24 protein-coding genes are annotated in these 26,738 nt (G+C 60.2%); 17 read left to right on the top strand and 7 right to left on the bottom strand.

Annotated features, from left to right (window positions below; all coding sequences use genetic code 11):
- The first annotated feature begins 17 nt into the window (after nt 1-17).
- From greB to envZ, 3 genes are all read left to right on the top strand, one after another.
- Complete coding sequence (gene greB / locus SANT_RS01865; protein ID WP_025420626.1) at nt 18-491, top strand: transcription elongation factor GreB; 474 nt, start codon at nt 18-20, stop codon at nt 489-491.
- Nucleotides 492-731: 240 nt separating this feature from the next.
- Nucleotides 732-1,451 (top strand): two-component system response regulator OmpR, encoded by a 720-nt coding sequence (gene ompR, locus SANT_RS01870; RefSeq protein WP_003853014.1) that lies wholly within the window; start codon nt 732-734, stop codon nt 1,449-1,451.
- On the top strand, nt 1,448-2,830 hold the full coding sequence (envZ, locus tag SANT_RS01875) for a two-component system sensor histidine kinase EnvZ (protein WP_025420627.1): 1,383 nt from the start codon (nt 1,448-1,450) through the stop codon (nt 2,828-2,830). Before ompR ends, envZ begins: the two co-directional genes overlap by 4 nt.
- A gap of 276 nt (nt 2,831-3,106) precedes the next feature.
- On the opposite strand, the gene pckA is transcribed toward envZ, so the two are convergent.
- The 5 genes from pckA to SANT_RS01900 all read right to left on the bottom strand — a co-directional run bounded on the left by pckA (nt 3,107) and on the right by SANT_RS01900 (nt 9,289).
- Nucleotides 3,107-4,726: a phosphoenolpyruvate carboxykinase (ATP) gene (gene pckA, locus SANT_RS01880; RefSeq protein ID WP_025420628.1), complete on the bottom strand. Its 1,620-nt coding sequence runs from the start codon at nt 4,724-4,726 to the stop codon at nt 3,107-3,109.
- 195 nt (nt 4,727-4,921) lie between these two features.
- The gene (gene hslO, locus SANT_RS01885) at nt 4,922-5,800 is read right to left on the bottom strand and encodes an Hsp33 family molecular chaperone HslO (RefSeq protein ID WP_025420629.1); all 879 of its coding nucleotides are present in this window, start codon (nt 5,798-5,800) and stop codon (nt 4,922-4,924) included.
- 32 nt (nt 5,801-5,832) lie between these two features.
- The gene (hslR, locus tag SANT_RS01890) at nt 5,833-6,255 is read right to left on the bottom strand and encodes a ribosome-associated heat shock protein Hsp15 (RefSeq protein ID WP_025420630.1); all 423 of its coding nucleotides are present in this window, start codon (nt 6,253-6,255) and stop codon (nt 5,833-5,835) included.
- A complete protein-coding gene (gene yrfG, locus SANT_RS01895) occupies nt 6,252-6,950 on the bottom strand; it encodes a GMP/IMP nucleotidase (protein WP_025420631.1) in 699 nt (232 codons plus the stop codon). The genes hslR and yrfG overlap by 4 nt, the downstream gene beginning before the upstream one ends.
- Before the next feature lie 203 nt (nt 6,951-7,153).
- Nucleotides 7,154-9,289 carry an IgaA/UmoB family intracellular growth attenuator gene (locus tag SANT_RS01900; RefSeq protein WP_025420632.1) on the bottom strand — a complete coding sequence of 712 codons (2,136 nt, stop codon included), beginning with the start codon at nt 9,287-9,289 and terminating at the stop codon, nt 7,154-7,156.
- A 351-nt stretch (nt 9,290-9,640) separates the two neighbouring features.
- Between SANT_RS01900 and nudE the strand changes: the two genes are divergently transcribed.
- Nucleotides 9,641-10,204, top strand: a complete 564-nt coding sequence (gene nudE / locus SANT_RS01905) for an ADP compounds hydrolase NudE (RefSeq protein WP_025420633.1) — start codon at nt 9,641-9,643, stop codon at nt 10,202-10,204.
- A 151-nt stretch (nt 10,205-10,355) separates the two neighbouring features.
- Here nudE and mrcA read toward each other — a convergent pair whose 3' ends face one another.
- On the bottom strand, nt 10,356-12,914 hold the full coding sequence (gene mrcA, locus SANT_RS01910; RefSeq protein WP_025420634.1) for a peptidoglycan glycosyltransferase/peptidoglycan DD-transpeptidase MrcA: 2,559 nt from the start codon (nt 12,912-12,914) through the stop codon (nt 10,356-10,358).
- A gap of 119 nt (nt 12,915-13,033) precedes the next feature.
- On the opposite strand from mrcA, the gene SANT_RS01915 reads away from it, so the two are divergent.
- The 12 genes from SANT_RS01915 to SANT_RS01970 all read left to right on the top strand — a co-directional run bounded on the left by SANT_RS01915 (nt 13,034) and on the right by SANT_RS01970 (nt 24,715).
- The gene (locus SANT_RS01915; RefSeq protein WP_025420635.1) at nt 13,034-13,903 is read left to right on the top strand and encodes a hypothetical protein; all 870 of its coding nucleotides are present in this window, start codon (nt 13,034-13,036) and stop codon (nt 13,901-13,903) included.
- Entirely contained in the window at nt 13,891-14,427 is a 537-nt protein-coding gene (locus SANT_RS01920) for a PilN domain-containing protein (protein ID WP_025420636.1), read from the top strand. Before SANT_RS01915 ends, SANT_RS01920 begins: the two co-directional genes overlap by 13 nt.
- On the top strand, nt 14,424-15,110 hold the full coding sequence (locus SANT_RS01925; RefSeq protein ID WP_025420637.1) for a hypothetical protein: 687 nt from the start codon (nt 14,424-14,426) through the stop codon (nt 15,108-15,110). Before SANT_RS01920 ends, SANT_RS01925 begins: the two co-directional genes overlap by 4 nt.
- On the top strand, nt 15,082-16,803 hold the full coding sequence (gene pilQ / locus SANT_RS01930; protein ID WP_200867265.1) for a type IV pilus secretin PilQ: 1,722 nt from the start codon (nt 15,082-15,084) through the stop codon (nt 16,801-16,803). The genes SANT_RS01925 and pilQ overlap by 29 nt, the downstream gene beginning before the upstream one ends.
- 334 nt (nt 16,804-17,137) lie before the next feature.
- A complete protein-coding gene (gene aroK, locus SANT_RS01935) occupies nt 17,138-17,659 on the top strand; it encodes a shikimate kinase AroK (protein ID WP_025420639.1) in 522 nt (173 codons plus the stop codon).
- A 40-nt stretch (nt 17,660-17,699) separates the two neighbouring features.
- A complete protein-coding gene (gene aroB, locus SANT_RS01940; protein ID WP_025420640.1) occupies nt 17,700-18,785 on the top strand; it encodes a 3-dehydroquinate synthase in 1,086 nt (361 codons plus the stop codon).
- A 103-nt stretch (nt 18,786-18,888) separates the two neighbouring features.
- A complete protein-coding gene (locus SANT_RS01945) occupies nt 18,889-19,941 on the top strand; it encodes an SPOR domain-containing protein (RefSeq protein WP_025420641.1) in 1,053 nt (350 codons plus the stop codon).
- 83 nt (nt 19,942-20,024) lie between these two features.
- Complete coding sequence (gene dam / locus SANT_RS01950) at nt 20,025-20,837, top strand: adenine-specific DNA-methyltransferase (protein WP_025420642.1); 813 nt, start codon at nt 20,025-20,027, stop codon at nt 20,835-20,837.
- A gap of 47 nt (nt 20,838-20,884) precedes the next feature.
- A complete protein-coding gene (rpe, locus tag SANT_RS01955; protein ID WP_025420643.1) occupies nt 20,885-21,565 on the top strand; it encodes a ribulose-phosphate 3-epimerase in 681 nt (226 codons plus the stop codon).
- Nucleotides 21,558-22,259 (top strand): phosphoglycolate phosphatase, encoded by a 702-nt coding sequence (locus tag SANT_RS01960; protein ID WP_025420644.1) that lies wholly within the window; start codon nt 21,558-21,560, stop codon nt 22,257-22,259. Before rpe ends, SANT_RS01960 begins: the two co-directional genes overlap by 8 nt.
- A gap of 1 nt (nt 22,260) precedes the next feature.
- Nucleotides 22,261-23,265 carry a tryptophan--tRNA ligase gene (gene trpS, locus SANT_RS01965; protein ID WP_025420645.1) on the top strand — a complete coding sequence of 335 codons (1,005 nt, stop codon included), beginning with the start codon at nt 22,261-22,263 and terminating at the stop codon, nt 23,263-23,265.
- A gap of 169 nt (nt 23,266-23,434) precedes the next feature.
- A complete protein-coding gene (locus SANT_RS01970; RefSeq protein ID WP_025420646.1) occupies nt 23,435-24,715 on the top strand; it encodes a cytosine deaminase in 1,281 nt (426 codons plus the stop codon).
- 12 nt (nt 24,716-24,727) lie between these two features.
- Here the strand turns inward: SANT_RS01970 and SANT_RS01975 are convergent, their stop codons facing one another.
- Nucleotides 24,728-26,188: a PLP-dependent aminotransferase family protein gene (locus SANT_RS01975; RefSeq protein ID WP_025420647.1), complete on the bottom strand. Its 1,461-nt coding sequence runs from the start codon at nt 26,186-26,188 to the stop codon at nt 24,728-24,730.
- Between the two features lie 173 nt (nt 26,189-26,361).
- Here SANT_RS01975 and SANT_RS01980 point away from each other — a divergent pair, with 173 nt between their 5' ends.
- The gene (locus SANT_RS01980; protein WP_081730402.1) at nt 26,362-26,622 is read left to right on the top strand and encodes a DUF1127 domain-containing protein; all 261 of its coding nucleotides are present in this window, start codon (nt 26,362-26,364) and stop codon (nt 26,620-26,622) included.
- Nucleotides 26,623-26,738: the final 116 nt, after the last annotated feature.

The raw sequence follows: 26,738 nt of genomic DNA on the forward strand, positions 1-26,738 counted from the left end.
TGCGACGATAGGTGACGATGAAGAGCAACCTTATTACCCGTCAGGGCTACCGGGAATTACACGATGAGCTGGACCACCTGTGGAAACGCTACCGGCCGGAAATTACCGAAAAGGTGGCCTGGGCCGCCAGCCTCGGGGATCGTAGTGAAAATGCGGATTATCATTATAACAAGAAGATCCTGCGCGAGATTGACCGGCGGGTGCGTTATCTGCGTCGCGTGCTGAAAGAGGCGCGGGTGGTGGATTATTCCCCGCAGCAGGAGGGGCGGGTGTTTTTTGGCGCCTGGGTGGAGGTGGAAAGCCCGGAGGGGGAGACAAAACGCTTTCGTATCGCCGGTCCCGATGAAATCTACAAACATAAGGACTACATTTCCATCGACTCGCCTATGGCGCGCGCTTTAATAACAAAGGCGGTGGATGACGAGGCGGAGGTCATGACCCCCGGCGGGCGCCGCACCTGGTATATCACCGATATCGCCTACCGCGAATAATGCCCACGGCAGGGTGACGCCGCCGTTAAACTGCGCACCGACGTGGACGTTAATTATTATTCGCGACGGCACGACAGATGTTATTATCGGGGTGATCAGGCGCGGAAAGTGTTGATAACTACGCATCTTCATATGCTTTGTAACAATTTCGCTTAGAATGGTCACCTGAAATCGCTGTCAGTGATCCACCGGTTTTTGAACAATATCCTTTACGGGCGTTTCGCCTTTGGGAGAGAGACAATGCAAGAGAATTACAAAATCCTGGTAGTGGATGACGATATGCGCCTGCGGGCGCTCCTTGAGCGGTATTTGACCGAACAGGGCTTTCAGGTACGCAGCGTCGCCAACGCTGAGCAGATGGATCGTCTGCTGACGCGGGAATCTTTCCATTTAATGGTGCTGGATCTGATGCTACCGGGTGAAGATGGCCTGTCTATCTGCCGCCGGCTGCGCAGCCAGAGCAACCCGATGCCTATCATTATGGTCACCGCCAAAGGGGAAGAAGTGGACCGGATCGTTGGCCTGGAAATCGGCGCCGATGACTATATTCCCAAGCCCTTCAACCCGCGCGAGCTGCTGGCCCGCATTCGCGCGGTACTGCGCCGGCAGGCCAACGAGCTGCCGGGCGCGCCGTCGCAGGAAGAGGCGATTATCGCTTTTGGCAAATTCAAGCTCAACCTCGGTACGCGCGAGATGTTCCGCGAAGATGAGCCGATGCCGCTGACCAGCGGTGAATTCGCGGTGCTCAAAGCGTTGGTCAGCCATCCGCGCGAACCGTTGTCCCGCGATAAGTTGATGAACCTGGCGCGCGGCCGCGAGTATAGCGCCATGGAGCGCTCCATTGATGTGCAGATTTCCCGTCTGCGGCGCATGGTGGAAGAAGATCCGGCCCATCCGCGCTACATACAGACCGTATGGGGTCTGGGCTATGTCTTTGTGCCGGACGGCAGTAAAGCATGATGCGATGGCGCATCTCTCCGCGCAGTTCCTTCGCCCGCAGCCTGCTATTAATCGTTACCTTGCTGTTCGTCAGCCTGGTAACGACCTACCTGGTGGTTCTGAATTTCGCTATTCTGCCGAGTCTGCAACAGTTCAATAAGGTTCTGGCTTATGAAGTCAGAATGTTGATGACCGACCGGTTGCAGCTGGAGGACGGTACGTTACTGGAGGTGCCGCCGGCGTTCCGGCGCGAAATTTACCGTGAATTGGGTATCTCGCTGTATACCAATCCGGCCGCGGAAGAGAGCGGTTTGCGCTGGGCGCAGCATTATGAGTTTCTGAGCCAGCAAATGGCGCAGCAGCTGGGCGGCCCCACCGACGTGCGCGTCGAGGTCACCAAAAATTCCCCCGTTGTCTGGCTGAAAACCTGGTTATCGCCGGATATTTGGGTACGCATCCCGCTGACCGAAATCCATCAGGGGGACTTTTCGCCGCTGTTCCGCTATACCCTGGCGATTATGTTATTGGCCATCGGCGGCGCGTGGCTTTTTATTCGTATTCAGAACCGGCCGCTGGTGGATTTGGAACACGCCGCGCTGCAGGTGGGGAAGGGCATTATTCCGCCGCCGCTGCGGGAGTATGGCGCCTCGGAGGTGCGCTCGGTGACCCGGGCTTTCAATCAGATGACCGCCGGCGTTAAGCTGCTGGCGGATGATCGGACTCTGTTGATGGCCGGCGTCAGCCATGATTTACGCACCCCGCTGACCCGCATCCGCCTGGCGACGGAGATGATGAGCGCGGAAGACGGTTACCTCGCCGAGTCGATCAATAAAGATATCGAAGAGTGCAACGCCATTATCGAGCAATTTATCGATTATCTGCGCACCGGCCAGGAGATGCAGACCGAGACGGCGGATCTGAACAGCATTCTGACCGAAGTGGTGGCGGCGGAGAGCGGTTATGAGCGCGTGATTGAAACCGATATCTGCGGCGAGGAGCTGATTGTTAACGTTAACCCGCTGTCCATCAAGCGGGCGGCGCTGAATATGGTGGTGAACGCGGCGCGCTACGGCAACGGCTGGATCAAGGTGAATAGCGGCCGTGATACCAACCGCGTTTGGTTTGAGGTCGAGGATGATGGTCCAGGCATTAAGCCGGATCAGCTACAGTATCTGTTCCAGCCGTTCGTGCGCGGCGACAGCGCGCGCAGCACCAGCGGTACCGGCCTCGGTCTGGCCATTGTGCAGCGCATCATCGATGCCCATGCCGGTAAGCTGGAAATCGGCCGCAGCGCCCGGCAGGGGCTGCGTATCCGCGCCTACTTACCGCTGCCGGTCGCATCAATGGATCAAGGCGCCAGCGTCAGTAAAGCCAAAGCCGCCGGCAAAAGCGCCGACTAAGCGGTGGCTTGAGCCGAGTGCGCCGTCGCCGGGTCGGTCAACGTCAAACGCCAGATGACATGGCCGCATGGCCGGCGGGCGGGTCAAAGCGCCACCCGCAAGAGAGCATGGTCGCATGTGGGCCAATCGGCGGTCGGTCAGCAAGATGGCATGACCCTATGCGGGCCGATCGGCGCGCGCAGGGCAAACGCCACACGCGTGACGGTATGGCTGCTTCCTGAGCGGCTGTCTTGCCAAGGTGTCACGGCGCGGGGGCTGACGCGCGGCCCAGCAAGTTCAGCGCTGCGGACCCGCGCTCACCAGCGCCGCCCCTGCCGGGGTGTCGGTAAATTTGGCGAAATTATCGCTAAAACGCTGGGCCAAATCTTCCGCCTTGGTCCGCCATTCGCCGGCATTGGCGTAGGTAGCGCGCGGGTCGAGGATCGCGCCGTCCACGCCCGGCAGCGCGGTAGGTATCGTAAGATTGAAGATAGGCAGGGTCGCCGTCGGCGCATCGTCAATATCGCCGCGTAAAATGGCGTTGATAATCGCCCGCGTGTCTTTGAGGGAGATCCGTTTACCGCTGCCGTTCCAGCCGGTATTGACCAAAAAGGCGCGGGCGCCGGCGGCGTTCATGCGTTTAGCCAGCACATCGGCGTAGGCGGTGGGATGCAGCGACAAAAATGCCGCGCCAAAGCAGGCGGAGAAGGTGGGCACCGGCGCCACCACGCCCCGCTCGGTCCCCGCCAGTTTGGCGGTAAAGCCGGACAGGAAATGATACTGCGCCTGTTCCATCGACAGGCTGGCGACCGGCGGTAAGACGCCAAAGGCATCCGCCGTCAGGAAAATGACGCGCGTTGCGTGTCCCGCGCGCGACACCGGTTTGACGATATTCTCGATATGATCGATGGGATAAGAGACGCGGGCGTTTTCGGTCTTACTGCCGTCGTCGTAATCCACGCTGCCGTCCGCCCGCACCACCACATTTTCCAGCAGCGCGTTACGGCGAATCGCCTGATAAATCTCCGGCTCGGCCTCGGGGGAAAGGCGGATAGTTTTGGCGTAACAGCCCCCTTCAAAATTGAATACGCCATCGTCGTCCCAGCCGTGTTCATCATCACCGATCAGACGGCGGCGCGGGTCGGTCGACAGCGTGGTTTTGCCGGTGCCGGAAAGGCCGAAGAACAGCGCGACATCCTCATCGGCGCCGACGTTGGCCGAACAGTGCATGGATGCGATCCCCTTTAGCGGCAGCAGGTAGTTCATTACCGAGAACAGCCCTTTTTTCATTTCGCCGCCGTACCAGGTGCCGCCGATAAGCTGGATGCCTTCCGTGAGATTGAAAGCGACAAAGTTTTCTGAATGCAGGCCCTGTTCACGCCAGTCGGGGTTGGTGCATTTGGCGCCGTTAAGCACCACAAAATTCGGTTCAAAGCCGCGCAGCTCCTCGTCGCTTGGCCGGATGAACATATTTTTGACGAAGTGCGCCTGCCAGGCGACCTCGGTGACAAAACGCACCTTAAGTCGGCTATCCTCATTGGCACCGCAGAAAGCATCAATGACAAACAGGCGCTTGCCGCTAAGTTGCTGGCCGACCCGCTTTTTAAGGTGATCCCAGGTCTGCTGGTCAAGGGGATGATTGTCATTGGCGCCTTTGCCCTGATCGGACCACCACAGGGTGTCGCGGGTCTTAGCGTCACGCACCAGATACTTATCGAACGGCGACCGACCGGTGAAAATCCCGGTATCCACCGCCACCGCGCCCGATTGGGTAAGGGTTCCGCGTTCGAACCCGCTGAGGGCGGGGTCGGTCTCTTCTGCAAACAGTTGGTCGTAGTCTGGGTTGTACACCAGTTCGCGGCAGCCCGTTATTCCATAACTGAGCCATTGCTGCGGGGTAATCCTCTCACTTACCATGTCACTGCTCCTTAGTTCAATAAGTATCGTTAGCGATTGTAGGGGTTAGCGGTGGGCGCGCCGAGAGATAAATCAAGGATTGACCTGACCGGGCAGGCTTTAAGTTATTTTGTGAATGGGCGCACGGAAAATAAGTTATTACCTTAACATATGCCGCCGAAGAGGCAATCGTCCGGCGGGGTAATAGGTTAAATCCTAGGCCTGTGGCGCGCGACCTTCCGCCGCCTGCCGCTGTAGGGCCGCGATGGCGTCGGCGTCAAAACGGTAATGGCTGCCGCAAAAATCGCAATGCATATCCACTTCGCCGTCCTGCTCGAGCATGTCGTTCAACTCCTGTTCGCCCAGGGTAATCAGCGCGTCGGCGCAGCGCTGGCGGGAGCAGGTACAGAGGAATTGCACCGATTGCGGCGGGTAAACCGTCACCTCATCTTGATGATAGAGGCGGTATAAAACGTCGTTGGCCGGCAGAGCGAACAATTCGTTGCCCTTCACCGTTGCGGTGAGCTGCGCCAAATGGTCGAAATCATCGGCGCGGGTATCCTGGCCGGGCAATACTTGCAGCAGCAGGCCGGCGGCGGCCACCTGACCCTGATGCTCGCCGGTGCGGATAAACAGTCGCGTCGGCAACTGCTCCGATTGCAGGAAGTAGTTTTCCAGACAGTCCGCCAGATGAGGACCTTCCAGACCGACCACCCCCTGATACCGCTCGCCCTCGGCGGGCGTCAGCGTGATGACCAGATAGCCATTGCCCACCATTTGCGCCAGGGTGGCGTCAGCGGCGATTTCGCCGTCGACACGCGCCAGCCCGCGCATATTCTGCCGATCGTCGCCGTTAATCACCGCCAGACGCAACGGGCCGTCCCCCTGCAACTGGACGGTGATTTCGCCGGTAAACTTCAGCGTGGCGGTAAGCAGGCTGGTTGCCACCAGAAGTTCCCCTAACAGCGTTTTCACCGCCGGCGGGTAGTTGTGTTGGCCCAGCACCTGCCGGTAGGTTTCCTGTAATGACACCAGTTCACCCCTGACGGAATATTTTTCAAAAAGATAACGGTGTAGCTGGTCTTGATGGGTCATTATGGTCTCTCATGCCTGCGGCGCCGGGCGGGTTATTGCGCCTCACCCGGTTCGCCATATTTAAATTTAATCAGATTGCGGCGTTCTTTTTTATCCGGGCGCCTGTCCGGATGGGGCATCGTAAGGGCATTTTGCTTGCGCGCTTCGGCCATTTTCTCCCGCTTGGCGATGCTGGCATCGGTCTCCTGATACAGCTGCTGCGCATCGCTGGCCGGGCGGCGCTGATCGCTAATGGCGCGCACGCTCACCTGACGTTCGTCATTGCCTTGACGCAGCGTGATCTCCGCGCCCAGCTCCATCGTTTTGCCCGGTTTGCTGCGCTGTCCATTGTAATGAACTTTGCCCCCTTCAATCATTTCGCGGGCCAGCGCGCGGGTTTTATAAAAACGCGCCGCCCACAGCCACTTATCCAGCCGCACGGCCGGAATCTCGCCGTTAACGTCTTTGGGTTTCATTTCACCTCCTGGGTGTCAGGCGCCATGCCGGCCAGCGCGGGCAGCAGCGCGCGGTAATCGCTCAGCGCCGGATGCCGCCGGAACGTCTGGGGCGCCAGCCCGGAATCGGGATTGCTGACGCCAAGACAATAGCGGATACCAAAGCGGCTGGCCGCATCAAGGATCGGCTCACTGTCGTCGATAAACAGCGTCCGCGCCGGATCAAAACCGGTATGCTCGCGGACGCGCCGCCACAATTGCTGATCTTCCTTGGGATAACCAAATGTATGGGTGGAAAGTAATAAATCAAGGTGCTGGCCTAAACCGGTGTGGCGCATTTTTACCGCCAGGCCATCGGGATGCGCATTGGTCAGCAGGATAGAGCGACGGCCGTGCTGGCGCAACGCGGCCAGCAGCGGCAGCGTGTCGTCGCGCAGCCGCACGGTATGGCCAAGCTCGGCGGTCATGGCGGCGATATCCAGCGCCAGCCGCCGATGCCAATAATCAAAGCAGTACCAATTCAAGGTATGGCGCACGCTGTGATACTCCAGATCTATCAGCGCGCCGGCCTCATCTGGGGTGATGCCGCGTTGCCGGCTGAGGGCCGCCGGTACGCGAGACAGCCAGAAGTCGCGATCGAAGGCTAAATCCAGCAGCGTCCCGTCCATATCAAGAATAACGGTATCAATATGGCGCCAGTCGATTGCTGCGGACATGCGGACTCCAGGACGTAAGCGGAATAAGGGAACAGGGCCGTGGCCTAACGGCGAACGGTCAGATCAGTTTTCAGGGTAGCATATTTGCCGCCCAAGCGGGGGCCGCAGTGCCCGACGGTGAGCCGCCTTGCCGCCTGAGTGGGGGCCGCAGTGCGCGCATTAAGCCGCTTGGGCGTCTGAGCGGAGGCCGCAATGGGCGGCAGTTAGCTCCGCCAGACGCGGTTGCCGCCCGAGGACACCGCCTCGTGGTTAAAACAGCCATCATAATAGCGTTGGATATCCCGCGCCCGGCGTCGTCCGTTGTGCAGGCGACGTATCAGCAAAATGGTGTTAAACGCGGCGACCGTCAGCAGCAGCAACAGCAACAGCGTGGCGCCCACGTTTCGCCACAGAGAGACTCTTTCGGGCTCGCTGTGCAGCGCGATGTGGCGGGTGCCGTTGGCGTCGACGGTGATATTGGTGATAACGCCCTCGGCGTTAAACGGCGTGTGCAGCAACTGGCTAGACAACCGTTGCAGCTCGTGCCATTGCGCCAGGCCGGCGTAATCATTGAAGCTCGCGCCGGGGGGAGGGGTCTCCACCAGCTGTTTATCTTCGTCGCTGCGGATCAAAAAACCGCCCGGCGGCGGGCTGTTAAGCGCGTTAGTGGCGTTACGCGTTTCGCTGGTAAAATAGTAGGCGGCGGCGGCGTTGACCAGCCCTTCCAGCGTATCGGCGCTTACGGGACGCAGCAGGACATTAATGCCTTTCAATGAACCCGCGCGGGCACGTTTGACGATGGTCGGCCAGTCGCGACCGTTGGCCAAATTCACCAGCGCCGCCTGTAGTCTTTGACAAGGGGCGGCGTCATCCTGACATAACGCCTGGGTCTTCAGCACGATGTCGCTGAAATCATCAAGCAGTATCATGCCAGATTTTTGAATGGCGGAGGCCAGCCCCGGCGTGATTTTATTTTCGTTGTCCTGGACCGGATGCAGCTGATTGTTCACCACCGCCAGCAGCGCTTCGGCGCGATCGACCGTATCGGATTCCGGCATCGGCAGCGGTACGGCGTTGTTCCAATAAATGGCCGAGCAATCGAAAGGGAAAAACGGTGTCTGGCTGCCGTCGCTCTGGATATAGCACATACCGGTGCCCCGGGCCGAAAGGGTATCGCCGATGCGCAGCGAGGCCTGGTTCAAGGCGGCGACGCTGTCGACGCGCACCGTTTGCGCGCCCTGTAGCCAGGCAACGCTCAGCTTCAGCGGCAGCGAGAGCGGCACATAAGCCAACAGCAACGCCAGGACCAACAGCGAACTGCACAGCATTATCAGATTCCCGCCCCAGCGCTGTAGGGGGAAATAGCTTACTTCATCATGTAGCGAGAGATAGCGTCCCTGGCGCACCACCTGGCTGTTGACATAAATATCGATGTCGGTTTTCTGGTCCAGATCGCGGGCAATATACGGCTGCCAATGTGCCGGGTATTTAAGATCGAGGCTGCCGAGGGAAATATTGCTGATGCTGCCCTGGCCGGATTCGCCGAATAGCCCCCAACGCCGTGGGATCCCGCGCAGGCAGTGGATATCCTGGCGGTTGCGCGGCGGCGTCGGGCGAAACCGCAGCCACGCGGCCAGCGCGGCGGGCAACCCGGCCAGCGCCGCCAGCCAGGCCTGGGCCACGATGGGCGCCAGCAGGCTCAGCAGTATCAACAGCAGCGCCGCGCTGCAAAGCAACGCTTCGCGTCGCCCGGAAGGACGACTGATGGCCCGCTCCTGCGGCGTTTCCTTGCGCACTTTGAGCAACTCTACCTGTTCGTTGCCCTGCTCGCGCATCGAAGAATTGGGTACCGCCGCGCGCGCCGGCGCCGGCGCCATCGCGGACGGCGCGTAATTCACCAGCGAATGGCCGTTGAGGGAGATCACCAGCGGCATGCTGTCGGTCCGTATCAGCTCAACATGGTTCTCTTCGGCGATGAATTGTTCCCATTGCGCCGGCAAATGAATTTCGATGTTGTCGAGATAGTAACGCCATTTATGCGGCGCATCGGTCGCCAGGCCATAACGGGTGATGGCGTGGGTAACAGAATAGACATTTTCGCTGCGCGGCGTCAGCGGAGCGCCCGCCGCCGCGGGCTCCGGCGCGCTCAGCGGCGTGGCGCCCGCCAGCGGCTGGCTATGATGTAAGTAATGCTCGATGGCCGCGCGCTCTTCCGCCGTCAGCTTGCGCGGAAAGGGTTGAATGAACGACAGACGTTTGACGGAGACAGGGCGGGCACGCCGGCGATAATAGCGCCAGCCGACAACCAAAACCATCGCACAGGCAAGCACGCCAGCCAATACAAAGACGATTGCGCTCATGCTAACCCCACCCACAACCTCATAAATACCACACCAAAATTAACTGTCGCTGCAAGGACTCACGCCGGTGCTGCTGCTCAAATGGGCCTGCGGCGGGCGCAGGAAGTCATCGGCGTAAAACAGGCATAGTAACCGATACTAGGGGGAGGGTAACAAGCCCACTGTTGCGGATATATCAGCATTTTCCTATTTTATTCGCCGTTTGCCAGATTTGTGCGCCACCGTTTTGACGGCATGAGAAGGGCGTTCGCGCAGACAGGTTGCGGCCTGGTCCCTTATTAACGCACAATGTTGACCAACCCGATGGCCGGGCGTCCCCTGGTCCTCCTGTGCGCAATCTGCGGGAACGATATGGATAAGAATCTGCAAAAACCCAAAATACATCGCGTGGCGACCGTTGCCCAGTCCCGCCTGTTCACCGTTGAATCCGTCGATCTGGAGTTCAGCAATGGCGCGCGGCGGGTGTATGAGCGCATGAAGCCTTCCCAGCGCGAGGCGGTGATGATCGTGCCGGTGCTGGATGACCATCTGTTGCTGATCCGCGAGTACGGCGCCGGCATTGAGGATTACGAGCTGGGTTTTCCAAAAGGGCTTATTGACCCCGGCGAAGGGGTGATGGAGGCGGCCAATCGCGAACTGATGGAGGAAGCGGGCTTTGGCGGGCGCGCCTTTACCTTTTTGCGTCGCCTGAGTATGGCGCCGTCCTATTTCTCCAGCAAAATGCATATTGTGGTAGCACAGGATCTTTATCCCCAGCGCCTACAGGGGGACGAGCCGGAGCCGCTGCCGCTGGTGCGATGGCCGATAAGCCGTATGCTGGCGTTGCTGGATGAACCTGATTTTTGCGAGGCGCGCAATGTGAGCGCGCTGTTTCTCGCTCATGCCTGGCTCAATCAGGCGCCGCGGCCAAAATAACCCCTCCCAGGCGCCCTCGGGCGCTGTGGTCAAAATAGATCCTGCCGGCGCATCAATCGTCGAGGCGAACAGAGCCCATTCCCGACGCAATCCGGCGTCGCGGGGAATACCTTGGCCGGGCCTAAATACCTTCGCCCGGCGCGGCGCTCAATTAAAACAGCTCTTGCTGCTGGCCGTTATCCATAAGTGTCGTACCGACTTCATGCACGACCCGCTCTTTCGGCTGGGTGCCGTCGATAAAGTATTCCGGCCGGCTGTTGCCGCCGCCGTCGGACAACTTGCCGCTGCTCTTATCGATAGTGACGGTAACAATGCCCGGGGGAGGATCCTGTTTCTCTTCGGGAATGCCCTCCAGCGCTATCTTCATATAATCATCCCAGATAGGCTGAGCGCTTTTGGCGCCGCCCTCGGCGCCGGAAATCTGATCGCTGATGGCGCCTGACGCCGTGGTTCTGCCCAAATTGCGGCGATGATCGTCGAAGCCTATCCAGACGGTGGTGACCGTATCGGGGCCGTAGCCGGAGAACCAGGCGTCTTTGGAGTCGTTGGTGGTCCCGGTTTTGCCGCCAATGTCATGGCGCTTCAAATCGCGGGCGGCACGCCAGCCGGTGCCCATCCAGCCGGGCTCGCCGAAGATGTTGCTGTTGAGGGCGTCGCGCATCAAAAACGACAGCGGCGTGCTAATAACGTGGGGGGCATACAGTTGCTCTCCGTCCGCTGCCGCCTGCGCCGGCGAAACCCGTTCCAGCCGCGGCATCGGCACCGTACCGTTAGCGTCGGACTGGCGTGAGACGGCCACATTTTCCATACTGTCGTCCGACAATACCGCCGATTTCGGCGTATCGCCGTAGATAACCGGCAAATCGCAGCTGGCGCACACTACCTTCGGTTTGGCGGTAAACAGCACCTGATCATTCTCGTCGGTGATTTTAGTGATGAGGTAAGGGTCGACCAGATAACCGCCGTTGGCCAACACCGCATAGCCCCGCACCAGCTGTAGTGGGGTAAAGGAGGCGGATCCCAGCGCCAGCGATTCGGTGTGGACGATATTCTGCGCCGGGAAGCCGAAACGCTGCAGGTATTCCGCGGCATAATCGACCCCCATGGCGCGCATGGCGCGGACCATCACTACGTTTTTCGACTGTCCCAGCCCCTGGCGCAGCCGAATCGGGCCGGCATAGGTCGGCGGCGAGTTGCGCGGCCGCCAGTCGGAGCCGGCGCCGGCATCCCAGCGGGAAATAGGCACATCGTTGAGAATGGTCGCCAGGGTCAACCCTTTATCCAGCGCGGCGGTATACAAGAAGGGCTTGATATTGGAACCCACCTGGCGCAGTGCCTGGGTGATACGGTTGAATTTGCTTTGATTGAAGTCGAAACCGCCGACCAGCGCTTTGACCGAGCCGTCCTGCGGATCCAGCGACACCAGGGCTGAATTAACGTCCGGCACCTGGGCAAGCCACCAGCCATCGTCCATTTGGCGCACCCAAATCTGTTGCCCCGCCTGCACCACGTCCGTCGCCTTTTTCGGCGTCGGGCCCTGCTGCGTGTCGCTTCTGAACGGCCGCGCCCAGCGCATACCCGCCAGCGACAGCGACACGTTGCTGCCGTCGGCCATCATCGCTACCGCACCGTCGACGCTGGTCTCGGTCACGACCGCCGCATGCAGCGGACCGTAGACGGGCAGGGTCTTCAGCCTATCGCGGATATGCTGCGCGTCCCAGGGCGACTCGCCGACTTTCCAAAGTACGCTGCTCGGACCGCGGTAGCCGTGGCGCATATCGTAGGCCAGCACGTTGTTGCGCACCACGGTCTGCGCCGCCTGCTGAAGCGGCTTGGTGATAGTGGTATACACCTTGAAGCCGTCGGTATAGGCATTTTCCCCATAGCGTTTGAGCATATCCTGGCGCACCATTTCCGACACATAGGGCGCGGAAAAATCGATTTCCGGCGCGTGGTAATGGGCCACCAGCGCCGCATCGCGCGCCTGCTCGTATTCGGCCTGGGTAATGTAGTTTTCATCGCGCATGCGCGCCAGGACGGTATTGCGCCGCGCCAGCGCCCGTTCGGGGGAGTAGAGCGGATTAAAGGTGGAAGGGGCTTTCGGCAATCCGGCAATCATGGCCATCTCGCTTAGCGAGAGCTGGCTGACGTCCTTGCCGAAATAGACCTGTGCCGCCGCGCCCACGCCGTAAGCGCGGTAGCCCAGGTAAATTTTATTCAGATAAAGTTCAAGGATTTCATCTTTGCTGAGCAACTGCTCGATCCGTACCGCCAGAAACGCTTCTTTGATTTTACGAATAAGCGTCCGTTCCGGGCTTAGGAAGAAATTGCGGGCCAACTGCTGAGTAATGGTACTCGCGCCCTGCGAGGCGTGGCCGGAGAGCAGAGCAATGGAGGCCGCGCGCAAAATGCCTACCGGATCCACACCGTGATGCTCGTAGAACCGGCTGTCTTCCGTGGCGACGAAGGCATGCACCAATTCCGGTGGCATTTGATCGAGCCTGAGCGGGATGCGGCGTTTCTCACCGTATTGGGCAATAAGTTTGCCGTCCGCCGAGAAGACCTGCATTGGCGTTTGCAGGCGGATGTCTTTCAGCGTTGCCACATCGGGCAATTGGGGCGCGATATAGCGGTACATGCCATATATCGAGGCGGCTCCCAACAAAATGCAACACACTGCAAAGATAAATAAATATTTTACGAACTTCACCTGAGAATTCCCATTTTTTGTCATTTGGGCAGTTTATAAACAACCGCGCGCTAGTATAAAGGTTAGCCTTGCTATTGGATACGTAATTTAAGTGACCAGCCTCAGGGAAGGGGGGAATCATGGCGTTTGACCGCTGGCGAATAGGCATGGATATCGAGCCGGACGTGCTGCGCGCGCTGGCTTTGTCGCGCGAACGCACGCAATGGCGCTGTCGCGGCTGGTGGCAATTTCCCTTACCAATGGGGCGTGACGCGCAGGGCGATCCCTGCCCTGTGGCGGCCACCGTGGATGCGCTGCGCCGCTGGCGCCGCCAGCTTCCCCGGCGCCTTTCAGTCCGGCTTTGCCTGACGGGACTGCCCGTCACGCTGACGCGCCTGCCGGCGCCCGACCGTCGCCTCGGCGAGAGCGCCTGCGGCTGGTATCTTGAAACTCAGTTGCGTCGTCGTCTGCCGAGTCTGCCGGCGTCGCTGGCCTGGGACTGGTGTCTTGACGCCACGCAGCCCGGCCGCGTGCTGGTCGTCAGCGCCCGGCTGGCGCCGCTGCTCCCCTGGCGCCGCTGTCTGCGCGCCGCCGGTTTGCCCGCGCAACGGCTGGATATCCCCGCCGCCGCGCTGCGCCGCGCGGCCCGCGCGTGCGCCTTGAACCCCGCTTTGCCGCTAGTGCATCGGTGTGTCAGCGGCGCTTATCACGTCGCGCCGCTGGCGCAGCCGCTCGATTTTGCCTTTGACGTTGGGACGCTGGCGGCCTGCCACTACACCTGTATCGAGCCCGGTCCAGTACCGGAGGGCGGGGATCTGTGGTCGCCGTTCGACGCCTTGCGTCCCTCCGTGGAGCGACTATTCGCGTCCGGCTCCATGCCGCGCGGGCGACGGTGGCCACGCGCTGCGTCGGCGGACCGCAAGCCGGTGGCGCTTCCTGATTGGCCGGCGGCGTGGGTCATTGCCGCCGGCCTGGCGCTGGCGCCGGATGAACGCCTATGGAGCAGGTGAACCTGTGGCCCTGGCGGCAGGCCCGTCTTCGGCGACGCGTTCGCTGCCTGCTGGTGTTGACGCTGGTACCACTATTACTGGCGTTGGCGCTTATCGCCACGCCCGCGGTCTATTGGCGCCATCAGCGCTTAACGTTGGAAACCCGCCTGGCTGAAACGCATCCGTCCCCTGAGGCGGCGCAGGCGGAACCGACAGCCCGCGCCGCCGCGCTGTCGGCAAGCGCGGCGCGAACGACGCAGCGCCAGCGCCGGCTGGCGATCGCCAATCAGCGTTATGTGCACCTGTTTCGGCAGCTACCGGCGCTGTTGCCGCCGCAGCTGTGGCTTACCGAGATTGAGCAGCGCGGCGACCGGCTTTATATCAGCGGCTGCAGCGAGGGTTATCCGCCGGTGGTTACCCTGCGGCGCCGGCTAATAGATCACGCAACGTTACCCGATTTCCGCTGGCGGGAGGTCAGGCGGCGGGATGCGTCGCGCTGGCAATTTTTCCTTGTAGCGGCCTGGCCGCCGGAGGAGGGGGCATGACTTCGCCGGCCGCGGGAACCGGACGCGATCGGCCGGCGATAAAATGGCTGGCGGGTTACGCGCTGGTGGCGGCCGTCGTTATTTTAGTCGGCGGCGTGTGGGTCGTGCTGCCGGAGAAGCGCCGTCTGGAGCAGGTGCAGCGCCAGTTCATTGCCCAACGTTCGCCGCCGCGCGCCGAGAGCCGCGGCCTGTGCCCGTCATCAAGCGCGCAAAGCGGTGAGCCCGGGCGGCGGTTGTCTGCCGGGGGCGCGGCAATCTTGCCGCCGCCGACCGGCGACATAACCGGCGCCGCGCCGGCGGTCGAGAGCAATAGTCACCGGCCCGCGGACGCCGCCGATGCCGCCGGGCAACGGCGCTGCCAGCGGCTGGCGCAGGACCCTTTATCGCTGTTTATGACGCCGGGGCACGATCCCCCCGCCGGGTTACGCTGGCGGGCCATGTCCGCGGGGGACCATGGGGATCGGCCGGGATGGACGGTCGCAGCGACCACGGACTTCGCCGGGGTTGAGCGTTTACTGAGCGCTATTGCGGCGCTTAACGGCTGCATTGGCCTGCAGGCATTATCGTTAAAAGCGACACCCGAAGGACTGATGCTGGATTTCAGATTAACCCGTGCGGACGAATCAACGCCTGCGGTCGCAAAGGAGAACGACGATGGGGAGATGCCGGCTGGGGCATACTAAGACATTCCGGGTGCAGCAGGGAAAGGGGCGGCATGGCGCCAGAGCAGGTTTAGCACGGGGACTTTGGCTGCTGTTGGTCATCGTCCTGGCCACCCCCGGGGCCGATCCGCCGAGCGTCTCAGCGGGCGAGGCCCCGGCGACCGCGGGGGGGTTATCCGCGATCCCCGCGGCGGCGGGCGTGACACCCACGATCCCGGCGGGCGAAGTCCCTGCGGCGGCGGGCGTGACACCCACGAACCTGGCGGGCGGAGTTCCCGCGGCGGCGGGCGTGACACCCACGATCCCGGCGGGCGGAGTTCCTGCGGCGGCGGGCGTGACACTCGCGATCCCGGCGGGCGAAGTCCCCGCGGCGGCGACAGACGATCCGCCTTCTCTCGCCACGAGCAGCGGCGGCGCGGCGATACGGGATCCGTTCCGGCCGGTGCGGATTCCGCCATCCGAGTCTCCCGCTCGGGAAAACCACCGCCCGGGGGTTCACTCGCCGTCTTCCCCTTTTTCTCTGCGGCGTGGTAGCGGGCAGGGCACGCTATCGCTGCACGCGGATGATGCGCCGGTACGGCAGGTATTGCAGGCCCTGGCCGCCCAGCGCGGGATGAATCTGGTAGTGACACCGGGCGTTGAGGGCGAGATCACGCTGCGGCTGCAAGAGATGCCCTGGCGCCAGGCGCTGGCGCTGGTTCTGACGGCAGGCGGCCTGCAGATGACGCGTCAAGGTCAGACGCTGGTGGTATCGCAGCAGGAAGCGCAGGACGAACAGCAGCAGGAAAAAGCGGCGTCGACGGCGTCGCGAGAGGAGGGGGCGCCGCTGATTAACCGGTTAGTCACCCTGCAGTATGCCGACGCGAGCGAAGTGGTTCGCAGCATTGACGCCCAGCGCACGTCGCTATTGTCATCCAGAGGCAGCGTTCGGCTCGATAAGCGGACCAACTCGCTTGTGCTGCGCGATACCGCCGCCGCCCTGGCCGCCGTGAGCGATTGGATAGCCGTGTGGGATGTACCGCTTGAGCAGGTGCTTATCACCGCCCATATCGTCACCATCAGCCGGGAAAATCTGCGCGAGGTCGGGGTTAACTGGCGCTACCCGGGGGGAAGCGCGTCGGAGGATGCGCGCGCCAGCGTGAAAATGCCGGTTGACGGGCATTTTGCCCGCATCGGGCTGCCGCTGGCGCGTCTCAATGGCCGGATGCTGGAGCTGGAGTTGACCGCGCTGGAGCAGGAAAACAAGGTGGATATTCTGGCCAGCCCGCGTCTTTATACCGCCCATCAGCAGACCGCCAGCATCAAGCAAGGCACGCAAATCCCGTATCCGATGACCAGCGGCCACGGCAAACATCCCTCAATTCAGTTCAAAGAGGCGGTGTTGTGCATGGAGGTAACGCCGCGTATTCTGCGCAACGGGCGCATCACGCTGGATTTGCGGCTGAGCCAGAATGTTCCGGGCAGTGTCATCAAGCAGGGAGAAAGCCAGAGCGTGACCATCGATACGGAAGAGATTAAAACACAGGTAACGATTGCAGACGGCGAGACCATCGTGCTCGGCGGCATATTCCAGCATCAAAAGCAGCGGAGCAACGATCGGGTGCCGCTTTTGGCCGATATCCCGCTAGTCGGGGCGTTATTTAAGCGCCAACGAGCTAATTATAAACAACGTGAATTAGTTATTTTTATTACACCCACCCGCATATCAGGATAGACTACCGCCGCTTAAACCGGGCGAAAGCGGGTATGCGGCAACAATTTATGCGTTTTTTTCGTTATCAATTTGACGCTGTCGGCGATTTCGCTTACAAGGGTAACCCATTGAGCATCGCTGATTTTGCGTCAAATATCATACCGGTGATGATACCGGGGATCCTGCTTGCGGTGTAGGCATCAATTTAATCGGTTGCCAAACTACCCGGAGTGTTGAGATAATTTTCGTCTGATTCTCGCACTAACGCTCATGAGGTTTCAGTTTAGGTCCCGCCGCTAATTTGATTGGCGGGGCGGGTTGTCATTAACGAATAATCTTAGTAATACCGAAAAACATGGCAGAGAAACGCAATATCTTTCTGGTTGGGCCTATGGGTGCCGGCAAAAGCACTATTGGGCGTCAGTTGGCTCAACAACTTAATATGGAGTTTTTCGATTCTGATCAAGAGATTGAGCGACGCACCGGGGCTGATGTAGGCTGGGTATTTGACGTGGAAGGCGAAGACGGCTTCCGCGATCGAGAAGAGAAAGTCATCAACGAACTGACCGAAAAGCAGGGGATTGTGCTGGCTACCGGCGGCGGCTCCGTGAAATCGCGCGAAACACGTAACCGCCTCTCCGCTCGCGGTGTGGTTGTTTATCTCGAAACCACCATTGAAAAACAGCTGGCCCGTACGCAGCGTGATAAGAAACGCCCGCTGTTGCAAGTTGAAGCTCCGCCGCGCGACGTCCTGGAAGCGCTGGCTCGCGAGCGTAACCCGCTGTATGAAGAAATAGCGGACGTCACTATCCGCACCGACGAACAAAGCGCCAAGGTTGTTGCTAACCAAATTATCAATATGCTGGAAAGCAGCTAATCTGAATTAACGAGATGCCGAAAAGGTCATTGAGCGTCCCATGGAGAGGATTACCGTTACATTAGGGGAGCGCAGCTACCCGATTACCATTGCCGCCGGATTATTCAATGATCCGGCGTCTTTCTGGCCGTTAACGCGCGGCGATAACGCCATGCTGGTGACCAATGACCGCCTCGCGCCTTTGTATCTGGACTCCCTGAGCGGGCGACTGAGCCAGGCCGGCGTCAAGGTCGATCGGGTGGTCTTGCCCGACGGCGAGCAGAACAAATCGCTGACGGTGCTGGATCGCGTTTTCACCGCGCTGTTGGCCAAACCCCATGGCCGCGATACCACCATCATCGCGCTCGGTGGTGGCGTCATCGGTGATCTGGCCGGCTTCGCCGCCGCCAGTTACCAGCGGGGCGTGCGGTTTATTCAAGTTCCCACCACCCTACTTTCTCAGGTCGACTCGTCGGTGGGCGGTAAAACCGCGGTCAACCATCCTCTCGGCAAGAACATGATCGGCGCCTTCTATCAGCCCGCCTCGGTGGTTATCGATTTGGACTGTCTGAATACGCTGCCGCGGCGGGAACTTTCCTCGGGCCTGGCGGAAGTCATCAAGTACGGTATTATTCTTGATGCGGCGTTTTTCGCTTGGCTAGAGGACAATCTTGACGCGCTGCTGGCCCTGGAGCCCCGGGCGCTCGCCTACTGCATCCGCCGCTGCTGCGAGCTGAAAGCGGACGTGGTGGCCGCGGATGAACGCGAGCAGGGGCAGCGCGCGCTGCTTAATCTCGGCCATACCTACGGCCACGCCATCGAAACCCATATGGGTTATGGCAACTGGCTACATGGCGAAGCCGTGGCCGCCGGAATGATGATGGCGGTGCGCACCGCGCGCCGCCTGGGCCAGTTCAGCGATGCGGAGGCCGAGCGGGTCAGCGCGCTGCTGTTGCGTGCTGGCCTGCCGGTCAGCGGGCCGGCGGAAATGGCTGCGGAAGATTACTTGCCGCATATGATGCGCGACAAAAAAGTCATCGCCGGCCAGCTGCGTCTGGTGCTGCCGGTGACGCTCGGCAACGCGGAAGTGCGCGCCGGCGTGGCTGATGATATGGTGGTGGCATCGATTAAGGATTGCCAGGCCTGAGCCGGTCGGCCGTACGCCAGGGCGCGTCGGCATGGCCGGTTTAGTTGATAACCCTTCCCGCGCTCCGGCGCTGGAAATACCCCTCTCAGTCGGAGAGTTTTATATGGATGAGTTCAAGTCGGAAGACGAACTGAGACCCGATAGCAGCGATCGCCGCCCCCCCCGCCAGCGGAAAGGTCCTACCGTGCCGAAAGTGCCGGTATCCAGGCAGCATTTGATGATAGGTATCGGCATTCTGGTGCTGCTGTTGCTGGTGATCAGCATCGGTTCGGCGCTTAAATCCCCGTCGCGTACCGATTCAAGCCGCCAGGGCGCTGACAATAACGGCCAGCGTAATATCGATCTCTCCGGCTCGACCTCCGGCTCCGACGCCACTTCGTCCTCCCCTGGGGCCCCCGCGCCGGCGGCGAACAATTCGCAGACCAACGGCGCCCCGGCGGCGGTGAACGGCAGCGATGGCGCCTCCTCGCCGCAAGAGCTGCGCGGGCCGCAGGTCGCCTCAACGCCAACGGAAGCCGCGCCGGTCACCACGCCGAGCGGGCAGCAGCGCGTGGAATTACCGGGCAATATGGCCGACGCGCTGACCCAGCAGGGAAATCAGGTTAACGGCGTAGCCGCGCAAATGAACGGTCAGGGGCCGGTTTCGACTCTGCCCACCGCGGCGGCCACGCTGACGCCGGGCAGCCGCAGCAGCACACAACCGCACAAATCAGCGTCGACCGCGCCGGCGAAGGCGCCTGCCGCCGCGCGTCGCGAACCGAAACAAACGCCGATGGTGCCCAGCGCCGGCCGCCAGACCGCCAGCGCGCCGAAAGCGACCTCGAGCGCTCGAGCGCCGTCCGCCCCTGCACCCTCCGCGGCCGCGGGCAGCGCAGCGGGAACGATTCAATCTGCACCGGCCGGTTATTACACGCTACAGTTAAGCAGCGCTTCGCAGCCGGCTACGCTTAACGCCTATGCGCGCCAACAGCAGCTGAGCCATTATTGGGTGTATCAGACCCGACGCGACGGCAAGCCTTGGTACGTGCTGGTCAACGGGGTTTATCCTTCGCTGTCGCAGGCCAAAAATGCGGTGGCGCAATTGCCCGCTGATGTGCAGGCCAAGAAACCCTGGGCGCGGCAAATTGGTCAGGTTAAAAAGGACCAAAATAATTAAGCGTTCCTGAAGATAGCGCTGTAGCGCTATGGTAAACAGGGTACAATCCGCGGCTCTGAAGAGTGTGAGTAAGTAGCGAAGGCATGAAGAAGAACCGCGCGTTTTTGAAATGGGCCGGCGGCAAGTACCCGCTGATTGAGGCTATCCGCCGTCACCTGCCGGCGGGCGATTGCCTGATAGAGCCTTTTGTCGGCGCCGGCTCGGTGTTCCTCAATACGGATTACGACCGCTACATCCTCGCTGACATAAACAGTGATCTCATCAATCTGTTCAATATCGTTAAAGAGCGCCCGAACGACTTTATCCGCGACGCCCGTGAATTGTTTGCCGCTGATGCCAACATCTCGGAGGTTTACTACCTGCTGCGCAGCGAGTTTAATCTCTGTACGGACGCCCACCGGCGCGCGGTATTGTTTCTTTATCTCAACCGGCATTGCTACAACGGCCTGTGCCGATATAACCTGAGCGGTGAGTTCAACGTCCCTTTCGGCCGCTATAAAAAGCCGTATTTTCCGGAGTTGGAACTTTACCGGTTCGCCGAGAAAGCCCGCCGGGCGGTATTTGTCTGTGAGCACTACCAGCAAACGCTGTCTCGCGCCGTACCGGGCTCGGTGGTGTATTGTGATCCGCCCTATGTGCCGCTCTCTACCACCGCGAACTTTACGGCATACCATACTAATAGCTTCAATTTGACCGAACAGCAGAATCTGGCGCGCCTCGCGAGCCAGCTGGCTCGCGAAAGCCGGATACCGGTGCTGATTTCCAATCACGATACCGCGCTGACCCGGAAATGGTATGGCGATGCGGTGCTGCATCATGTCACGGCGCGACGGACCATCAGCAGCAATATCTTCGGGCGCAGCAGCGTAAATGAGCTGTTGGCGTTATATCTTTGAGCGGGGTCGCCCCGCCGCAGACTGACCGTAACTGACGGGAGACATGGATGAAAAACTTTTTAATCGCCCCTTCCATCCTTTCCGCGGATTTCGCCCGCCTGGGTGAAGATACCGCCCGAGTGATATCCGCCGGGGCGGACGTCGTGCATTTTGATGTGATGGATAATCATTATGTTCCTAATCTGACCATGGGGCCGATGGTGCTTAAAGCGCTGCGCAGCTATGGCATTACCGCGCCCATTGATGTGCATTTGATGGTGAAACCGGTCGATCGCTTGATCCCGGATTTTGCCGCCGCCGGCGCCAGCTATATCACCTTTCACCCGGAAGCCTCGGAACATATCGACCGCTCGCTGCAGCTCATCAAGGAGCACGGTTGCAAGGCCGGACTGGTGTTTAATCCCGCCACGCCTCTGAGCTGCCTTGAGTATGTGCTGGATAAACTTGATGTCATCCTGCTGATGTCGGTCAACCCCGGTTTCGGCGGTCAGTCGTTCTTACCCTCTACGCTTGATAAACTGCGTCAGGCGCGGCGGCTAATCGATCTTAGCGGCAGGGATATCCGGCTGGAGGTGGACGGCGGCGTCAAAGTAGACAACATCGGCGCTATCGCCGCCGCGGGCGCCGATATGTTCGTCGCCGGCTCCGCCATATTTAGCCAGCCGGACTACCGTACCGTCATCGATGCCATGCGTCACGAATTGGCGGGAGCGGCGGGGAATGCGTGAAGAACGGCCTATCCGCGGTATCGCGTTTGATCTTGATGGCACCCTAACCGACAGCGCCCCCGGCTTAACCGCCGCTCTCGATCGGACGCTTTCAGAGCAGGGCCTGCCTCCGGCCGGTCTGGCGCGCATCGCCACCTGGATCGGCAACGGCGCCGATGTACTGGTGGAGCGCGCGCTGCGCTGGGCTACCCAGACGGAACCGGACGCCGCGCTGCAGCGCGCCACCCGCCTGCGCTTCGATGAGCACTATGCCGGGACGGTGGCGGCGGGCAGTACGCTATTTCCCGAGGTCGCGGATACGCTGGCGCGGCTGGCGCTTCTGGGGCTGCCGATGGCGGTGGTGACCAACAAGCCCACGCCCTTCGTTGCGCCGCTGCTGGCCTCGCTCGGTATCGAGCGCCATTTCACGCTGATTATCGGCGGCGATGATGTTTCCGCCAAAAAGCCGCACCCGGCTCCGCTTTATCTGGTGCTCGGCCATTTGGGGCTTTACGCCCGCGAACTGCTGTTCGTCGGCGATTCACGCAATGATATCCTCGCGGCCAAAGCCGCCGGCTGCCCAAGCGCCGGCATGACCTATGGCTATAACTACGGTGAAGCGATCACCTTGAGTCATCCGGATTACGTTCTGGACCGTTTTGCCGATCTTTTGCCCGTGCTCGGGCTGTCATCTTCCGTTAATCAGGACGTTTAAAATGAGTAAGCCCATCGTATTTAGCGGCGCGCAGCCGTCAGGGGAACTGACCATTGGCAACTATATGGGTGCGCTGCGTCAGTGGGTCAGTATGCAGGATGATTATGACTGTATTTATTGTATCGTTGACCTGCATGCCATCACCGCCCGTCAGGATGCCCAGCAGCTGCGCAAGGCGACATTGGACGTTCTGGCGCTGTATCTAGCCTGCGGTATCGATCCCGCCAGAAGTACGGTTTTCATTCAGTCGCACGTGCCGGAGCATAGCCAGCTGGGCTGGCTGTTGAACTGCTATACCTATTTCGGCGAACTGAGCCGGATGACTCAGTTCAAGGATAAATCGGCCCGTTACGCCGAAAACATCAACGCCGGGCTGTTTGATTATCCGGTGCTGATGGCGGCGGATATCCTGCTCTACCAGACCAATCAGGTGCCGGTTGGGGAAGATCAGAAGCAGCACTTGGAGCTCAGCCGCGATATCGCCAAGCGGTTTAATGCGCTGTATGGCGACATTTTTACCATTCCGGAACCGTTTATTCCTAAGTCTGGCGCACGGGTGATGTCGTTGTTGGATCCGACGAAAAAGATGTCGAAATCGGATGATAACCGCAATAACGTGATAACTCTGCTTGAAGATCCGAAATCCGTGGTCAAGAAACTCAAGCGCGCGGTAACCGATTCCGACGAGCCGCCGGTGGTGCGCTACGATCCCGTGACGAAACCCGGCGTTTCCAATTTGCTGGATATTCTTTCAGGCGTGACCGGCACGCCGGTGGCTGAGCTGGAGCAGGCGTTTGCCGGCAAAATGTACGGCCATTTGAAAACCGCCGTCGCGGATGCGGTGTCGGAAATGCTGACGTCGTTACAGGCCCGCTACCATGCCCTACGCGCCGACGAGGCCTATTTGAATCAGGTCCTGCGCGACGGGGCGGAGAAAGCCCGCGCTCAGGCCAGCGTGACCCTGGCCAAGGTTTATGACGCGGTGGGCTTTGTCGCCAAACCCTGATTGTTGCACACCCCTCGCGCGCCAGTCTGATGCCGCCATGCTCAGGTCGGCGCGCCTTTTGCCATGCTTTTCTGCCCCTCCCGGCAAAGGTAATGAATTTTAAGCGGTTGTCATTCTGCCGCGGTTACGCTATCTATCATTCAGGCCCCTGATAAAAGCGAGGTAACCCGTGCCTAATCCCCTGCTGCAAACGATCAGTCACGTCCGGCTGCCCTGGCGTGAAGGTTTATGGCAAATCACCCTCGAGCAGGGAATCATCCGCCGCCTGGCACCGCAAAATCACGGCCAGCGGGACGGCGAAGGGGTCCTCAACGCCGAGGGCGGATTGGCGATACCGCCCTTTGTGGAACCCCATATTCATCTTGATACCACTCAAACCGCCGGCGATCCGCGCTGGAATGAGTCCGGCACGCTGTTTGAAGGGATTGCCCGCTGGGCGGAGCGCAAGGCCGAGCTGACCCACGAGGATGTCAAAACCCGCGCCTGGCAGACGCTGAAATGGCAAATCGCAAACGGCATTCAGCACGTACGCAGCCATGTGGACGTCTCCGATCCGTCTCTGACGGCGTTAAAAGCGCTGTTGGAAGTCAAGCGGGAAGCGGCGCCTTGGGTGGATTTACAACTGGTGGCGTTTCCCCAGGAGGGGATCCTCTCTTTCCCGGACGGCGAGGCCCTGTTGGAGGAGGCGTTGCGACTGGGCGCGGATGTGGTTGGCGCGATCCCCCATTATGAGTTTACCCGCGAGTATGGCATCGCTTCTTTGCATAAAGCTTTCGCGTTGGCGCAACAGTACGATCGGCTGGTGGACGTTCATTGTGATGAGATAGATGACGAACAGTCGCGCTTTGTGGAAACCGTGGCGACGCTGGCGCTGGAGGCCCGGCTGGGCGGCAGGGTCACCGCCAGCCATACCACCGCCATGCATTCCTATAATGGCGCCTATACCGCGCGCCTGTTTCGTCTACTGAAACTGTCGGGCATCAATTTCGTTGCCAATCCGCTGGTGAATATTCACCTGCAGGGCCGTTTCGATGATTATCCCAAGCGCCGCGGCGTCACTCGCGTGAAAGAGATGCTGGCGCAGGGCATCAATGTCTGTTTCGGCCATGATGATGTGTTTGACCCCTGGTATCCTCTCGGCACCGGCAATATGCTACAGGTGCTGCATATGGGCCTGCACGTATGCCAATTGATGGGGTATGAGCAGATTAATAACGGGCTGAACCTGATTACCGGCAACGGCGCTCGGACGCTCAACCTGAGTGGGTACGGCATCAAATGCGGTTATCAGGCCAATTTGTTGATCCTGCCGGCGGAAAATGGTTTCGATGCCGTACGGCGCCAGACGCCGCCGCGCTATGTTATCCGCCGCGGGCGGGTGATAGCACACACCTTGCCGTCGCAATCGATGCTCTGCTTGCAGGAGCCGGAGAGCGTGAATTTTCGCTAAAAGCGTCGCTGGCTACTGCCCATCCTGCGCCGCTTCCGCCGCCGGGGTCAGCAAGGCGCAGGCTTCCAACTGCTGCGCTACCGTTTCGCCGATGCATTTTACCGCCGCTTCAATAGCCGGTGTCATGCGGTTGGCGTAATTGAGCCGCAGGCAGTGGCGGTATTTCCCGGAAGCGGAGAAAATGGGTCCCACCGCCACCTGTACGCCTTTGCTCTCCAATTGACGGTTCAGCCGCAGGGTATCAAACGCCGGCGGCAACTCTACCCACAGCAAAAATCCCCCCTGCGGCCGGCTTATCCTAGTCCCTGCCGGAAAATAACGCTGCACCCATTCCGTCATGATGTCGCGATTTAGCTGATAGCGGGCGCGCATCCGGCTTACGTGTTTCAGGTAGTGCCCCTGGCGCAGAAATTCGGCAATGGCCAACTGCGGTTGCGTGGAGGTGGCGCCGGTGCCGATATATTTCATATGCAATACCTGCTCCATATAGCGTCCCGGTTCGATCCAGCCGATACGCAAGCCCGGCGCCAGCGTTTTGGAAAATGAACTGCATAGCAGCACCCGGCCGTCTTCATCAAAGGACTTGATCGTCCGCGGGCGGGGATAGTGATAGGCAAGATCCGCGTAAACGTCATCTTCGATTATGGGGGTATCGTAGCGTTGCGCCAGCGTCAACAGCGCCACCTTGTGGGCGTCAGGCATCAAATAGCCGAGTGGATTATTACAATTGGGGGTCAATTGGATAGCCTTGATAGGCCATTGCTCGAGGGCGAGTTCCAGCGCCTCCAGGCTGACGCCGGTGAGGGGGTCGGTGGGAATTTCCAGCGCCTTCATGCCGAAACCTTTCAGGATTTGGGTGACGCCGTGAAAGCTGGGGGAGTCCACCGCCACAATATCCCCCGGCTGACATAGCGCATGGATGGCGATCGACAGCGCTTCGTGGCAGCCGGTGGTGATGATGACACCTTCCGGCGCCACATGGCTGCCGCTGTCTATCATCAGGCGCGCGATCTGCTCGCGCAGGGGAGCGGAACCGCTTAATTCATCATAATGCAGGCTGCGAAGATCCGGGTGGAGCGCCACGCGGCTCAACAATTTACGTAAAGGTTTCAAGGTATTGGCGGTGACGTCGGGGACGCCGGGGCCGAGGTGAATGACATCGCGCGCGCTGCGGGTGCGGGTGAGCTGCAATACCAGATCCCATTGTGAAATTTCCACCGGTCGCTGTGCGGGCCGGCACATCTCCGGCAGCGCCGGCAGCCCGTGCTGCTGACAGACGAAATAGCCGGATTTGGGGCGGGCGGTGATTAACTGCCGGTGCTCCAGCACCCGATAGGCCTGCTGCACGGTGCTGATGCTGACGCCATGTTCCACGCTCAGCGCGCGCACCGAGGGCAGCCGCTGGCCGCGGTTGTATAGGCCTTGTTTGATGCGGTCGCCGATGATATCGGCCAAACGATGGTAACGGGTCATACATGCCTCATACAGATGGCCAATAAAGCGCAGAAACCGGTACAGATCGCGCAGTAGATTACCATTACAGTTTAATTATTCGCAATCTGTATGATTAAAATAGTGCATTTCTGAATCTGTACCGTAATAGGACAATCTTCCATCATATTCCTGTCACCCCAGCCACAGGAGCTATGATGAAAACGTCACCGCAATGCCTTACCGCCTCAATACCGGCGGCAACCGACCCCGTCGCCCGCCCGACCACCCCTGGATGGTCAGGCTTTGTACGCCGCGGTTGGGCACGGTTACGCCGCTGGCGGCTCTATCGGCGCGACAAACAGATCCTGTTAGCGCTCAGCGACGACCAATTACGGGATATTGGTCTGACGCGTGGTGATATTCATCACTATAACGAAGCGCTGCATCAGCATTGGCGCGCCCGGCGGCGCTGAAAACGCCAACGGCGGGCGGGGGGACATTCGGAAGGTATGGCGCACGGGCGCTAGCGGTAACCTCGCCCGGTCGTTTAACCAAAAGGAACTCTCGGCCGCCCTGGACGCGCCTTGGC

This window comes from Sodalis praecaptivus (assembly GCF_000517425.1).
Classification (GTDB): domain Bacteria; phylum Pseudomonadota; class Gammaproteobacteria; order Enterobacterales; family Enterobacteriaceae; genus Sodalis_A; species Sodalis_A praecaptivus.

Bases quoted from the DNA above. Each gene is read 5' to 3' on its own strand.
- greB (WP_025420626.1), top strand. From the start codon at position 18: ATGAAGAGCAACCTTATTACCCGTCAGGGCTACCGGGAATTACACGAT.
- ompR (WP_003853014.1), top strand. From the start codon at position 732: ATGCAAGAGAATTACAAAATCCTGGTAGTGGATGACGATATGCGCCTG.
- envZ (WP_025420627.1), top strand. From the start codon at position 1,448: ATGATGCGATGGCGCATCTCTCCGCGCAGTTCCTTCGCCCGCAGCCTG.
- pckA (WP_025420628.1), bottom strand. From the start codon at position 4,726: ATGGTAAGTGAGAGGATTACCCCGCAGCAATGGCTCAGTTATGGAATA.
- hslO (WP_025420629.1), bottom strand. From the start codon at position 5,800: ATGACCCATCAAGACCAGCTACACCGTTATCTTTTTGAAAAATATTCC.
- hslR (WP_025420630.1), bottom strand. From the start codon at position 6,255: ATGAAACCCAAAGACGTTAACGGCGAGATTCCGGCCGTGCGGCTGGAT.
- yrfG (WP_025420631.1), bottom strand. From the start codon at position 6,950: ATGTCCGCAGCAATCGACTGGCGCCATATTGATACCGTTATTCTTGAT.
- SANT_RS01900 (WP_025420632.1), bottom strand. From the start codon at position 9,289: ATGAGCGCAATCGTCTTTGTATTGGCTGGCGTGCTTGCCTGTGCGATG.
- nudE (WP_025420633.1), top strand. From the start codon at position 9,641: ATGGATAAGAATCTGCAAAAACCCAAAATACATCGCGTGGCGACCGTT.
- SANT_RS01915 (WP_025420635.1), top strand. From the start codon at position 13,034: ATGGCGTTTGACCGCTGGCGAATAGGCATGGATATCGAGCCGGACGTG.
- SANT_RS01920 (WP_025420636.1), top strand. From the start codon at position 13,891: ATGGAGCAGGTGAACCTGTGGCCCTGGCGGCAGGCCCGTCTTCGGCGA.
- SANT_RS01925 (WP_025420637.1), top strand. From the start codon at position 14,424: ATGACTTCGCCGGCCGCGGGAACCGGACGCGATCGGCCGGCGATAAAA.
- pilQ (WP_200867265.1), top strand. From the start codon at position 15,082: ATGGGGAGATGCCGGCTGGGGCATACTAAGACATTCCGGGTGCAGCAG.
- aroK (WP_025420639.1), top strand. From the start codon at position 17,138: ATGGCAGAGAAACGCAATATCTTTCTGGTTGGGCCTATGGGTGCCGGC.
- aroB (WP_025420640.1), top strand. From the start codon at position 17,700: ATGGAGAGGATTACCGTTACATTAGGGGAGCGCAGCTACCCGATTACC.
- SANT_RS01945 (WP_025420641.1), top strand. From the start codon at position 18,889: ATGGATGAGTTCAAGTCGGAAGACGAACTGAGACCCGATAGCAGCGAT.
- dam (WP_025420642.1), top strand. From the start codon at position 20,025: ATGAAGAAGAACCGCGCGTTTTTGAAATGGGCCGGCGGCAAGTACCCG.
- rpe (WP_025420643.1), top strand. From the start codon at position 20,885: ATGAAAAACTTTTTAATCGCCCCTTCCATCCTTTCCGCGGATTTCGCC.
- SANT_RS01960 (WP_025420644.1), top strand. From the start codon at position 21,558: ATGCGTGAAGAACGGCCTATCCGCGGTATCGCGTTTGATCTTGATGGC.
- trpS (WP_025420645.1), top strand. From the start codon at position 22,261: ATGAGTAAGCCCATCGTATTTAGCGGCGCGCAGCCGTCAGGGGAACTG.
- SANT_RS01975 (WP_025420647.1), bottom strand. From the start codon at position 26,188: ATGACCCGTTACCATCGTTTGGCCGATATCATCGGCGACCGCATCAAA.
- SANT_RS01980 (WP_081730402.1), top strand. From the start codon at position 26,362: ATGATGAAAACGTCACCGCAATGCCTTACCGCCTCAATACCGGCGGCA.